The 13,033-nt window shown below is 43.0% G+C and carries 7 protein-coding genes; 6 read left to right on the top strand and 1 reads right to left on the bottom strand.

What is annotated here, in order from left to right; genetic code table 11:
- The first annotated feature begins 71 nt into the window (after positions 1–71).
- The 3 genes from FO447_RS08980 (at position 72) to FO447_RS08970 (ending at position 6,943) form a co-directional block, all read left to right on the top strand.
- Entirely contained in the window at positions 72–3,626 is a 3,555-nt protein-coding gene (locus FO447_RS08980) for a PL29 family lyase N-terminal domain-containing protein (RefSeq protein WP_117695019.1), read from the top strand.
- A gap of 96 nt (positions 3,627–3,722) precedes the next feature.
- The gene (locus tag FO447_RS08975) at positions 3,723–4,223 is read left to right on the top strand and encodes a hypothetical protein (protein WP_117695021.1); all 501 of its coding nucleotides are present in this window, start codon (positions 3,723–3,725) and stop codon (positions 4,221–4,223) included.
- A 23-nt stretch (positions 4,224–4,246) separates the two neighbouring features.
- A complete protein-coding gene (locus FO447_RS08970) occupies positions 4,247–6,943 on the top strand; it encodes a hypothetical protein (protein WP_200756097.1) in 2,697 nt (898 codons plus the stop codon).
- A gap of 193 nt (positions 6,944–7,136) precedes the next feature.
- Here the strand turns inward: FO447_RS08970 and FO447_RS08965 are convergent, their stop codons facing one another.
- On the bottom strand, positions 7,137–8,426 hold the full coding sequence (locus tag FO447_RS08965) for an IS1380-like element IS612 family transposase (protein ID WP_005814044.1): 1,290 nt from the start codon (positions 8,424–8,426) through the stop codon (positions 7,137–7,139).
- Positions 8,427–8,563: 137 nt separating this feature from the next.
- Between FO447_RS08965 and FO447_RS08960 the strand changes: the two genes are divergently transcribed.
- The 3 genes from FO447_RS08960 to FO447_RS08950 all read left to right on the top strand — a co-directional run bounded on the left by FO447_RS08960 (position 8,564) and on the right by FO447_RS08950 (position 13,023).
- Entirely contained in the window at positions 8,564–9,709 is a 1,146-nt protein-coding gene (locus FO447_RS08960; RefSeq protein ID WP_118139373.1) for an OmpA family protein, read from the top strand.
- Positions 9,710–9,895: 186 nt separating this feature from the next.
- Positions 9,896–10,981 (top strand): tryptophan--tRNA ligase, encoded by a 1,086-nt coding sequence (gene trpS, locus FO447_RS08955; protein ID WP_117695026.1) that lies wholly within the window; start codon positions 9,896–9,898, stop codon positions 10,979–10,981.
- A 188-nt stretch (positions 10,982–11,169) separates the two neighbouring features.
- Positions 11,170–13,023: a transglutaminase domain-containing protein gene (locus FO447_RS08950; protein ID WP_118190136.1), complete on the top strand. Its 1,854-nt coding sequence runs from the start codon at positions 11,170–11,172 to the stop codon at positions 13,021–13,023.
- Positions 13,024–13,033: the final 10 nt, after the last annotated feature.

Genomic DNA, 13,033 nt, shown 5'->3' with positions numbered 1-13,033 from the left:
TATAGAGAATTAATTAATAACTTCCTGCCGAAAGGCTAGGAAAATCGTATAACTTTATAAATTATTACCGTATGAAAAGAAAGTATTTTAGCGCGCTGCTTATGGGTGCATTGACAATTGCCTCGGTAAGCACATTTACTTCTTGTAAGGACTACGATGATGACATTAGTAATTTGCAACAGCAGATTGATTCTAATGCAAAAGCAATTGAGACCATTCAGAATTTGATTAAGGGTGGTGGTCTTGTTACCGGAGTAACAGAAACTAGTGATGGTATTACTGTAAAGCTCAGTGATGGAAAATCAGTCACTATTTCAAATGGTAAGGATGGCGCTCCTGGTACTGCATGGACTATCGGTGCCGATGGTTACTGGTATGAGAATGGTAAAAAGACAGACAACTTGGCTCGTGGTCCTCAGGGCGAGAAAGGCGAGAAGGGCGATCAAGGCGTCAAGGGCGACAAGGGCGATCAAGGCGTCAAGGGTGACAAGGGCGATCAAGGCGTCAAGGGTGACAAGGGTGATGCAGGCACAAGCGCATCCGCAGCATCTTATGAGTACTTTGTTCCTAATGCTGAATCTGGTTACTTCGACATCTACAAGGATGGCAAGAAGGTAAAACAGAGTAATGTTCAGTTTGTATCAGAAACTCCAAACTCTATCACCGCTACTTTGGATAAGCAAAACTTAATCCTCACAGGTGTTAAGGGTATTTCTGGTGAAAAGGTCGTTATTTCACTTACTGGTGATTTGACAGGCTTGGTATTCATGCCAAATCTCTACTTGGATGGTATTGAGACTTTGACTTATGACTACTTGCATGGTGAATACTTAGAGCATAAGGACAATTTGACTGGCCTTAGCCGCTTGAATACTACTACTGGCGTGGCTAAGACAATCAAGGGTCTTGATAATTATTTGCCAGACAGATTGGCCGATGCTACAGCTCTTGATCCTGCTGCTGCAGTTTTGTACAATTATGGTCCTGCTTGGGGTGTTAAGTATCACATGAATCCATCAAATGCTGATATGGCATACGAGGATATTACGGGCTTCAATCTTCTTGAGCCAACAATCTTGAACTATCATACCCGCGCTACAGCTTCAGATCTTGGAAATATTACTTCTCCAAAGTTGAACGATGCGGGTAAGGCTCTCTTCAATACTTCTAATGGTATTGTAACAGCAGGTTTGAAGATTCAGCATCCTGAAAAGTTGGAACCATTCCCAACTGTTAAAGATAAGAATGAGACAGCTAATACGGTTGCTTTGCAGGCTAAGACTGCTGCAAGTACAGTAGCTGAAGGCAAGGTTACTTCTGATTATGCTTTGATTCAGCCACAGAAGGCATACCTCGAGGCTTTGTACTGGAGATTGAAACCTCATTATGCTGGATTAGGTGCGTCTAATACCCGTATGGGTGACGAAAAGGGTATTCCTACAGCTAAGTACTTCGGTACAACTGCTACTGATGCTGCTGCTCAGGTTCACGTTTATGACTCACCTCAGGAGGCTTTGGCTGATCCAGCTGGTGCAGCTCTCGAACTTTACTATAACAGCGCAGAGGGTATTGATATTGCAAGCTACCTCGGACTCCACATGTTGGTAGAGGATGTTAAGCAGTTTACTCCTGGTACTCCTAATAAACTTGGTGTTAACTTGAAGGAGTTGTCGCTAGAAGAAGGTAAGGAATGGGGCTTGACATATCAGTTCAATCTCGTTAATTATCAGGTAGATGGCAACGCTACTATTGATAGTAAGTATGCTAAGTGGGTTAACCAGGAAGCTGGTGTTCTCCGTGCATGGAATGTTGATAAAGACGGTAATCCTACTACAACAGAATCTTCTACAGCTATCGACCGTGAGCCATTGGTTCAGGTACTCGTTAAGCGTGGTGATAAGGTGGTCTTGGATGGTTACATCTTGATTCACATTACACGCCAGAACCCAGAGGTTGCTCCTAATAAGACAATTGACTTGTTGACACAGGATGCTCAGTTCGATCTCTGCAATGATATTGATAAGTTGAAGACTACATGGTCTCAGTTCTCTTCTATTGTATTGACACAGGGTCTTGAGAATATGACCAAGAAAGACTTCGATGAGCAGTATACTATTGATTCTAAGGGTAATTATGGTAACGATGCTGCAGGTAATACAACATTGGATCTGAGGATGTTCAAGGATGCTCCTGAGAAGGGTGGTACCTACAACGCTGCTGATGATCTTGGTAATATCGAATACTTCCCTAATACAGAGGGTACAACTAACCATGCGTTCAAGTGGCACTTGACTGCTAAGGAACTTGAGATGTTGACTCATGATCAGGTTAATCCTGTTACTGTAACTCGCTATGTACGTTACATTGGTAAGGCAAAGGCTAAGTATCCTTACATCTATGTTAAGTTGACTTACACCTTGTCACGTATCAATAAGAACCAGACATTCGGTGAGTTGATTCCTGAATACTGGAAGGGACTTGATGGTTCTGAAAATGGTAAGGAAGCTGTTATCTTCGATGTTAAGGAGCCTACAAATGGTGGCGATATCAATGCTATCAGCCGCAAGGTTACTTCTACTTTGAAGGGTAATGTTGCTAAGTTAGTAGGTACTCACAAGTATTACTTCGTTCCTGAGCCTGTTGTAGTTGGTGGTTATACAATCACTCCACAGAGCAGTGCTGCTGATACCAAGTGGAACAAGTTGTTCTGCAAGTATATCACTGGCGACTCTCACGTATTCAGCAAGGCTAAGTTGCAGGAAACTCTTGAGGGTTGCGCTATTAAATACGCTGATGGTGCATTCACGAATGAAGATCTCTATGCAGTAAAGGGTGGTGTTTATACGCACATTGCTACATTGGATCCTGCTACTAGTGAGATTACATTGGTAAAGAATGAAACAACAAAGGCTGTATTGAATGCGATTGGTTATGAGCCTGCAAATGCTAATATCCAGAAGGAGCTCCGCTCTTGGGTAGGTGTTGTAACTGAGAATTCTTGTGGTGTAGCTGAGTTTGTTAAGGATGGTATCTTCCTGACATCTTGGGAGCGTCCAATCAACTTGATTGATGTTGCTACAGAGCCACGTATTGATGCTAACACCAATGGTAACGTAATCTACGCTCTTGATCTCTTCAAGTTGTACGATTGGCGTGGATGGAATACTGAAACAATGTCTGAGGCTGGTTGTGTAGCTAATCAGAGTCATATGTGGGGTGACCACCTCTGGTTCTGGGGTTACTACAATGTGAAGTCTATCACTATAGATACTACCCCTGCTAACGTTGAGACAACTCTTGGTGGTGGTACCTGGACTACAATGGATCAGATTAGTAAAGACGTTGAACTCTTATGCGGTAATAAGAACGGTAATCCTACAGCTGCTAAAAAGAAGGGTAGCGAAACTTACACCTTCAATTTGACAAGTTACAACTCAGCAAGTCAGAATGCAGCATTGGCAGCCCTCATGGAGGCAGATAAGGCTAAGTTCGGTACTATCTGGTACTACAACAATGGTGGTAACGTAGAGACCTTCAAGGTAAGAATTCCTATCTCTATCGCTTACGAGTGGGGTGAGTTTACTACTAAGGTTGAGTTCACAATCAACGGTACAATCGGCGATTAAGACATTTATTGAAAAGATAATTAATAATTAAGCTCTAATTAGAGGGTGTGCCTAAAAGAGCGGCGCACCCTCTTTTTATTTAAAAATGTGACGGGTATGAAAAAAACTATATTATATTCTCTCTTGGCTATATTGGTCTTCTCATTATGCTCATGCGGTGAGAAAAAGAAAAGTCGCGAACAGCAGGTTGATGAATTCAGAAGCGAATTGACAGAAGAAGATACGGCTGCCATGTTGAAACTTTGTGATGATGCCATGGCGCAGCTCAAGGCAAAGGATTATAACGCAGTGCTTGCCAATTTGCATGAATATACCGATTCTACGCAAGAAGTGAAACCTCTCACAGAAGAAACAAGACAAAGATATCTTAACAAGTTTAAGATGTTCCCTGTATTGGATTATACACGCGTATATTACTCATTCCAGTTGCAAGGCTGCAATGATGTGAAATATGATGTTACCTTTGCAACGGCAAAACAGGCTGGAACCGCTGAACCGGCAAAGACAGCTTATATGTTCAATCCGGTGAAAGTAGACGGCACTTGGAAACTGTGTGTAAAGACGGCTACTGACGAAATAGATATGAACATGCGCTAATAAAACATTTAAACTTACCTATTATGAAGAAATCATTGTTTGTCATATTACTGGCTTGTGTGTCTGCCCCCGGTTGGGCTCAGATACAGCGCACTGTTGTATTTGATTTCAGTCAGCCACTCAGCCTTACTCCTTCCATAACTCCACTTGAAGGTAATAGTAATGAAGTTCCCGTTACTGATAATGTTTTCTCTAATGGCGACATCACTATTGATTTTGAGTGGGGTAATCAGGGATTGGGTACATCCATCTTAAATTTTACTAATCTCTATACTAAGGAAGTCACCTATTATCTCAAAGTCAGCCAGCAGGCATTGATGAATGTTCATGCGCCTGGTATCGGACGTCTAGACAGAGTATCTTTCTCCGAAGGTAGTAGTGTAGGTGATCTTCGAGTGACAGACGATGAATTAGGAAGTCAGGCAGATGGATACAAAACATGGATTAATGATAAAAAGCAGGATATCCATGACTTAATATACAAAAACAGTTTTTCGAATGCTCAATTAAAAAAGATTACGGTACTCTATACCATGCCGTCTACCATTCTGACAGCTACAGGTGATTTGGAGAATGGCAGTGTTTTAGAGTACTTTGAAAACATGCATCTTACATTCGACCGCAACATGCTGGTTAAAGATGCATCCAAAATCACACTCTCTGATGGAACGAGCAGCGAAACGCTTTCTGCTACTGTAAAAGACAATGTGGTGACCTTATCTGCTGCTAGCCAGATAGCAAAGAATGGTACATATATACTTACGGTTCCTGCAAAGAGTTTTGTTGATAAGGAAGGCTTTGAGAACAAGGAAATGAAATTCTCTTTTGTCATCAAGGCTCCTTTTAGTCCTGTTTCGATTACTCCTGCAGCGGGAACCGTTGAAACTTTACCTCTTACTATTGCCGTAGACTTCGGAGAGAATGTTGGATATGTAGATGAGGCTGCTAGCGTGAAATTACTGAAAGATGGTAACGACTATCTGACAGCAAAGGCTGTCAAGGCATCTGATACGAAAGTTAATTTTGAAATACAGGGCGCTGCAGGTGCTATCTCAAAGAAGGGTACTTATAAACTTATTGTTCCTGCTAATGTAGTTTGCAACGACAAGAAGGGCGATGCGGAATGGGAACGCTACAATAAGGCTTTTGATGTAGAATATGTTGTTGTCGGTTCTGCCGCATATCTGAAAGCTCTGAAATTGTTGCAGAATAATACGGTGGGCTATCCTAAGGTTACCAGTGCCGCTTATGTCGCTTTGAACGAAGTTGTCGGGAATGAGGCATCAACTGATGCAGAATTCAAGGCTGCTATTGATGCTTATTATAATGAAACTGATGTTCTTCTTCCAGAGAACAAGAAGTGGTATAAGATAGCCAGTGTAAATAAGAAGAATGAACGAAAGTATCTTGCCGTAAGTAACAACCAGGTTCAATTGGTAGACAATATTGATGAAGCTTCTGCATTTGAGGCGTTAGACAATAGTGGAGTGTTCACCTTGGGTGATGCTGATGACAATATGCTGAATGTCAATGGAGTGACAGCTGATGCAGGTGCAGAAGTAAGCAAACTTAGAATTGCCAAACTGAATGGCTCTGCTGTACAACTCGAATCGGGTGATGTCTTTGATGCCGACAAAGCATTGGGTACATTCTCATTCAAGGGCTCTTATCCATCAGTAACGGGAAACTCTAGCGTTGCTTATGCTTTGTGTAATCATGCAGACAATAAATATCAGACTGAAGCAGATGTTGTTGCTCCATATTGGCAAAGCAGTCTGACCAGTGCCTTCGCATTTGTTGAGGTTGAAAAACCTGCAGCAGCTATCAAGACCGTAGAGACTGCTTACAAGTTGACACCTGCAATAGTAGAAAGCAATGCTGATCTCCTGACTCTTTCTTTTGATGGGTTGAGTCATGTTACAGTAATGAGTGATGCCGATGCCTACATCACTGATGAGAAGGGTGAGCGTGTGAAGAACGTTACCTTTACTCCGGTAACAGGAAAAGACAATCAGTTTACTGTTGCGTTGACTGACTTGGCAAAGGCTAGCTATCAGTTGGTAATCCCAGAAGGAACCTTCCATTATGAAAAGAATAATAAGGAAGTAAAGACGCAGGCTATCAAAGAAAACTTTACAATAGGAAAGGGCGGCTCTCCTGAAGATCCAAACCTTCACTACGATTATTCTATATACCAGCAGTTGCCTAATACATCTGTAACTCAAAAGGATGTTGCATTGAATGGATTCATGATTAAAAACATAGGATACTATGATGGTTTGGTTGCTAATCCTGATAGAGAAGTGAGACTTGCTGTTTACGACAACAACAAGACGATTCGTACAGGACACTTTGAAAGCTATGTAGATCCGGAAGATCCGTCAACGCCTACATTGCTGTTAGTCTTTGATACACCGATAAGAGAAGGTGAATTGAAAGCCGAACTTTACGCTATAGTAATTTTGAAGGGAACCTTCGGAGATACAAACTTTGGAAAGTTCCTTGAAGACAAGACCACAACCCAAGCCAGTGACTGTCATACAAACCCAAGAATGACGATTTCAATCGAAGTAGACAATGATAAGGCTACTGGTATCGAACAAGTTGTGAATTCTACTGAGAAGAACAATGTAATCTATGATGTCCAAGGACGTAAGGTAAAGCAGATGAACCGTTCTGGTATCTACATTGTGAATGGAAAGAAATTCGTCAAGAAATAAAATTTAATGTAGAAAGTTATGAACCTAAAATCCGCAACTATCATCCAATACACGATTAAGGGTAGATTTATGAGTCGTTAGTAGCAGCTTTCAGTAAAAAGCAACAGCACAACATCAATATGTAGCCACCATCCCCTTACCCCACGATGCGACTTGAGGTAATACGCAGATTCAAACCGGAAAGAAAGGATTCTTATCCGAATTCTGTTTTGAAGGGTTTTGCATAAGCTCGGTTCTCTGTGTAGATATTCAGCACGTATTGCCTTGCAGTCATGATCCACTTGGCAGGTACGGAGATGAATCTGAAGACAAAAGCCTTTATGCGACTCGTTTTCTTGAGCCCAAAAGCCTTGGTGTCAAGCCTGCTCATGATGGTCTTGTAGAAATTGTGTATCAATGCAGTAAGCAGAAGAAAGACAGTATTCTCCGCCATGAATGACTTGGGGAGCCTGCTCCAACCGAATCCGTTGTTCATGTCGTCAAAGATACGTTCCTTGCCGCCACGCAGATTGTAGAATTCAACAATGTCCCTTGTCGATGACTTGTAATCGTTGGTCAGAATACAACGGTAAGTGTATTCGCCTTCCCACAGGTCAAGGTCGCCACTGTTGCGTCTTTGTCTCTGGATGACAAGACGATAGCACTTGCCTTCCCATTTCTCAACGAGAATGGAATTGAGTTCGAACTGGATGCCGTTAATCTCCTCCGTCTTCCATCCTCTCAGAGCAAAGATGTCATTGTAGAGCGAACTGCATCGGTTGGCACGGATGTAGAAATGTTTGCAATGCTTCTCTATCTCACTGACGATTTCCTTCGAGCAGGAACCGCAGTCTGCCCTGAAGCGATTTACACGGATGTTCTGGGATTCCAGAAGAGCGAAGAATCTCTTATGGGTGTCTGCCTGATGAAAACGCACATTCGTGTTACCATCGCTGTTCTCGATATAGACTATCTTGTCACCGATAACATATACGCCAGGCCTGTAGCCGAGGAACTTTTTGTAGGTCGGTTTTGCATCATACTTCTCCGTTTCAAGGAACTGATGGTCAAAGTCAACATCGTATTCCTCAATTTCCTTCAACTCGCCTGTAGAAACCAAAGCGTTTATAAGCAATGTGTTGAGTTTGTCTGCAGTATTGAAATCATAGGTCTTGCCTTGGTCGGAAGTATAGGAGATGTTTTCCTGTGTCAGTTCCTTGATGGCTCTGAGGATGGTATCAGAGCTGCATGTACGAAGGGTAGGATGATACGAGAGATGGCGCATCAGTTGTGACGTTACATCTTCCACGCATGAGCCGCCACAGAAATAAACGCTCATCAGCGAACGGACTATCTCGCTGAACTGATATCCGAAGATACTGCTGCATCTCTGACCCAGTGTTGAGTCGATAACGGGTGAAAGCATGGAGTCAAATTTCTCCATGATTGAAAAAATTCCTCCAAAAGGTGTGAGTTTCTCAGATTTAATTTGTATTTTTGCCATGTCATATTAGAGTTTTGCTTGTTTTCTTTTTGCAACACTAAGATAAGTGAAAATTCTGACATGGCAAAATCCTGGGCAACTTTTTGTTGCTCAGGAACTTATAAATAAAGTTAAATTATAGTGTTGCGGAATTAAGGATGAAATCAATTAAACTGCTCATGGCAACAGCCATGTTAGCCATCGGCTCTACAGCCGCTATGGCGCAAGCATCCTACACAGACAAGGATGGAAACGAATATCAGTTTAAGCGCCACTGGTTCCTGGATGTTCAGGCAGGTGGGCAATATACTGTAGGTGAGGCAAGCTTCTCCGACTTGCTTTCTCCTAACTTCCAGGGTGCCATCGGCTACCAGTTCTCTCCTGTCTTCGGACTCCGTGGTCAGATAAACGGTATCTGGAGCAAGGGCGGATGGAACGGATACAAGGCTACCAAGGACGGTACTCCGTATACCGCCAGCTACAAATGGAAATATGTAGCTCCGGGTGTGGACTTTATGTTCAACCTCTCTAACTTCTTCTGTGGCTGGAACCCGAACCGCGTGTTCAACGCTACTGCCTTCGTAGGTGGTGGTATCAACTGGGCAGGAGCTAACCAGGAGGTAAACGATCTGGCTGCCAACATCAAGAATCAGAGCAACTATCTGCTGGAGTATCTCTGGCACGGAAAGAAGGTTCGCCCATACGGCAGAGCCGGTATCGACCTGGAATTCAAGGTAAGCAAGGCTGTGAGCATCATGCTCGAAGGCAATGCCAACATGATTTCAGACAAGTACAACTCTAAGAAGGCAGATAACCCTGACTGGTACTTCAATGCACTGGCAGGTGTACGCATCAACCTGGGCAAGAGCTATACCAAGAAGGCTAAGCCGGTAGAGGAACCTGCTCCGGCACCAGCTCCTAAGCAGGAATATGTAGCTCCTAAGCCAGAGCCTAAGCCAGCTCCTGTAGAGAAGAAGGTAGAGGAGATTCGCCGTGACATCTTCTTCACCATCAATTCTTACAAGATTGCTCCTGCTGAGGATGCTAAGATCCGTGAGGTGGTTGACTTCCTGAACAAGAACACAGAGGCAAAGGTTGTAGTAACCGGCTATGCTGACAAGGGTACAGGCAATGACGTCATCAACGACCGCATCGCTGCCAAGCGAGCTGCAGCTGTGGTTTGGATGCTGACAAAGAAATATAATATACCTTCTGAGCGCATTACAGAAGAATCTAAGGGTGCACGTGTGCAGCCTTTTGCAGAAAACGCAAAGAACCGTGTAACGATCATGATCGCTAAGTAGTACGGTAAGTTTATAATGCGACAATCAATTATTTTAATTGGTGGCGGGGCATCCTCAGGGGTGCCCCGTTTTTCTTTCAGATATCCCTTCCTTCTCCCGCTCATTTTGTTATTTTTTCACCATTTCTTGCAGTTTCTCAATATTTTGTTGTACCTTTGCACAAAAATAATAATAAATTGCAAGAAAATGGGAAAGATTATATTGACGGGCGACCGTCCTACAGGTAAACTTCACCTGGGTCATTACATCGGCTCTCTGCAGCGCCGAGTACAACTTCAGAACGCTGGCGACTTCGACAGAATGTTCGTTTTCATGGCAGATGTTCAGGCTTTGACTGATAATGCCGACAATCCTGAGAAGATTCGACAGAACATTACAGAGGTGGCTCTTGACTATCTCTCTGCGGGCCTCGACCCACAGAAGTGTACACTCTATATCCAGAGTATGATTCCAGAGTTGGCAGAGTTGACTACCTATCTGATGAACCTCATCAGCGTATCTCGTGTTCAGCGTAACCCAACCGTGAAGACTGAGATCAAGATGCGTAACTTCGAGGCAAACATTCCGCTCGGTTTCTTCTGCTATCCTGTGAGTCAGGCTGCCGACATCACCGCTTTCAAGGCTACAACCGTGCCTGCCGGTGAGGACCAGGAGCCTATGCTGGAGGTAACCCGCGAGTTGGTTCGCCGCTTCAACCAGACTTATGCACCTGTATTGGTAGAGCCGGAGATTCTGCTTCCAGAGATTGCCTGCTGCCGTCGTCTTCCAGGAACTGATGGTAAGGAGAAGATGAGTAAGAGTCTCGGCAACTGCATCTACATGAGCGACGATGAGAAGACCGTTTGGAAGAAGGTGAAGAAGATGTCTAACGGTGAGCCACGCATGAGCATGGAAGAGCCGGGACATCTGGAGGGCAATGCCGTGTTCACTTATCTTGAGGCATTCTCTACTCCTGAGGACTTCGCTGAGTTCTGGCCTGAGTTCAAGACTTTGGATGAGTTGAAGGAGCAGTATGTGAAGGGTGGTATCGGTGATGGTACCTGCAAGAAATTCCTCAACAGCGTCATCAACAAGATGCTTGACCCAATCCGTGCCCGCCGTCATGAGTTTGAGCAGGATATTCCTGAGGTATTCAACATCCTGAAGAAGGGTAGCGAGGATGCCCGCGAGTTTGCAGCCCAGACCATGGATGAGGTTCGCAAGGCTATGCGTATCGACTATTTCAGCGATGCTGCCTATATTGAGGAGCAGGCTGCGAAATTTAAGGTTTGATAATGATGTAAAAGATAGAAATATAAAGTGAAAAGGCAAAAGTTATCGTCAGCTGGTAACTTTTGTCTTTTTTATATTATTATGATATGTTTTTAACGCAAAAAACAAAATAATTTCTTTTCTTATCCTTTGTTCTCGTTTTTTTTTCTTATTTTTGCAAACAGAATAAATAAAAGAAGCAGAGTATAATGAAAATGAGAAAAATGCTCCAATACAGACTTGCTGATTTAGATAGTATGCTGGTATTGCTCTTCGCTTTTTTGCAACCCATCTCGGCTCAAAAAGCTGATGACAATGTGCATATATTGCAATGCAATGATAGATACGTCTTCAAAACTGATGACGCAGGTAAGACTATTGTTGTTAACACTACGGATTATGAGTATGGTGTAACCCAATATTCCGCTCTAGTTCAACCATGTGCTTATTACGGAGAGTTTATTCGTTTGGACAAGGCACAGTGTAAGGGGTATGCACAATACAAGTCAGCCATTCCTCGTAATGTCTTTTACGATGATACCAAGATTTGCTACTTTAGCTATCAGATTCCAAAGGTTGGCAAGACTCTGAAGGCTTCTTTTACCCGAACCTATCTCAATCCTATTTATTTCACAACTATTCCTTTGTGTGAAGCTAATTATGTAGAGCATAAGAAGATAGAGGTAATCAAGCCAAAAGCCTTCCAGCAGTTTCGGATAAAAGAATATAATCTTCCTGCTGGTATAGAGAAAAGTACTACATGTAATGCAGAGGGAGATTCCGTTTTTACTTATGTGATTCATTCCTTACCTGCACAGCTGATAGAACCTAATTCTCCATCTTGGGGATATAGTGCTCCTCATCTCTTGGTGTTGGGAGCATTCCAAAGTCTGCAAGATATGTTTGTCTGGTCTCATCAGTTGGCTAATGTGGATTGCTCTATTCCTAATCAAGAAGAAATACTAAGAGAGATACAGAAAGGGGCAAAAAACGATTATGACAAGATAGCCAATACTTATGCCTGGGTACAGCAGAATATCAGATATTTGGCTTTTGAGGCAGGCATTTCTGCCCATCAACCGGCAACACCTGCTGAAACTATTCGTAAGCGTTATGGTGATTGCAAGGCTATGGCTCTTTTGCTCAAAACCTTGCTCAAGGCTCAAGGCTTTGATGCTCGTCAAACGGATATAGGGACATGGGATGTACCTTATTCTTTGCAGGAAAATCCTTCTATTGCATCTATTGATCATGCGATATGTACGGTTTTCTATCAGGGAAAGCCATATTATCTGGATGCTACGAATCCATATGTTCCTCTAGGCTATGTGCCAGACAATATACAAGGAAGGATGGCTTTGGTAGAAGACGCAGATAGCTTTCGTATGAATAAGTTACCTGAGCTGGCTGCTGATTCTTGCTTTTCTTCTATAACATATCAGACAACCTTAGAATCTGGGGATGATGGAAACTACGATATAAAGGGAAAATTGTACTCTAAATGGAAGGGCGATATGAAGTCTTGGATACTAGTGGGGAATGACGCTACGGCACAAGATGAAAAAGAGAAGGCCTTGGTGGCAGCGATGGGGGCTGGTGAACGATTGGATAAGATTGGGGATATAGTGATGACGGGAAATCGTCCTCGGGATGAGTCTTTGAATATCACTGCTTTTTTTATGAAAAAGGGAGCTGGGCAACTGGTTGACGGTAGTGTTTATTTAGATGCCAATCTCGATGAGAGCCTTTTTCTGACTCCAGTGGATACAACCAAACGGGTTTCCGATTACATGATAGACTTGCGGTCTAAGGAAGTACGTGATGTAAAGATTTTGATTCCAGAGAAAATGGAGGTCAGTAGTCTCCCCGCACCTTATCAGATTCATACAGCATGGGTTGATTTTTGTCGCACTTATTCTCAAACAGGCAATCAGATTGTTATGCATAAGGAGTGTGTAATACACCACAGACGTGTTCCGCGAAGCGAAATCCCTGCTTGGAATAAGATTATAAGTGATTGGGGAGCAGCTTGTAATGAGCAAGTAGTATTAAAGGAAAAATGAGTTAAATGTA

It is taken from the genome of Segatella copri, assembly GCF_015074785.1.
Taxonomy (GTDB): domain Bacteria; phylum Bacteroidota; class Bacteroidia; order Bacteroidales; family Bacteroidaceae; genus Prevotella.
Note: the sequence above shows the minus strand (reverse complement) of the source record. Positions and strands in the feature narration are given on the sequence as shown.

Coding starts and splice junctions, on each gene's coding strand:
- FO447_RS08980 (WP_117695019.1), top strand. CDS start 72: ATGAAAAGAAAGTATTTTAGCGCGCTGCTTATGGGTGCATTGACAATT.
- FO447_RS08975 (WP_117695021.1), top strand. CDS start 3,723: ATGAAAAAAACTATATTATATTCTCTCTTGGCTATATTGGTCTTCTCA.
- FO447_RS08970 (WP_200756097.1), top strand. CDS start 4,247: ATGAAGAAATCATTGTTTGTCATATTACTGGCTTGTGTGTCTGCCCCC.
- FO447_RS08965 (WP_005814044.1), bottom strand. CDS start 8,426: ATGGCAAAAATACAAATTAAATCTGAGAAACTCACACCTTTTGGAGGA.
- FO447_RS08960 (WP_118139373.1), top strand. CDS start 8,564: ATGAAATCAATTAAACTGCTCATGGCAACAGCCATGTTAGCCATCGGC.
- trpS (WP_117695026.1), top strand. CDS start 9,896: ATGGGAAAGATTATATTGACGGGCGACCGTCCTACAGGTAAACTTCAC.
- FO447_RS08950 (WP_118190136.1), top strand. CDS start 11,170: ATGAAAATGAGAAAAATGCTCCAATACAGACTTGCTGATTTAGATAGT.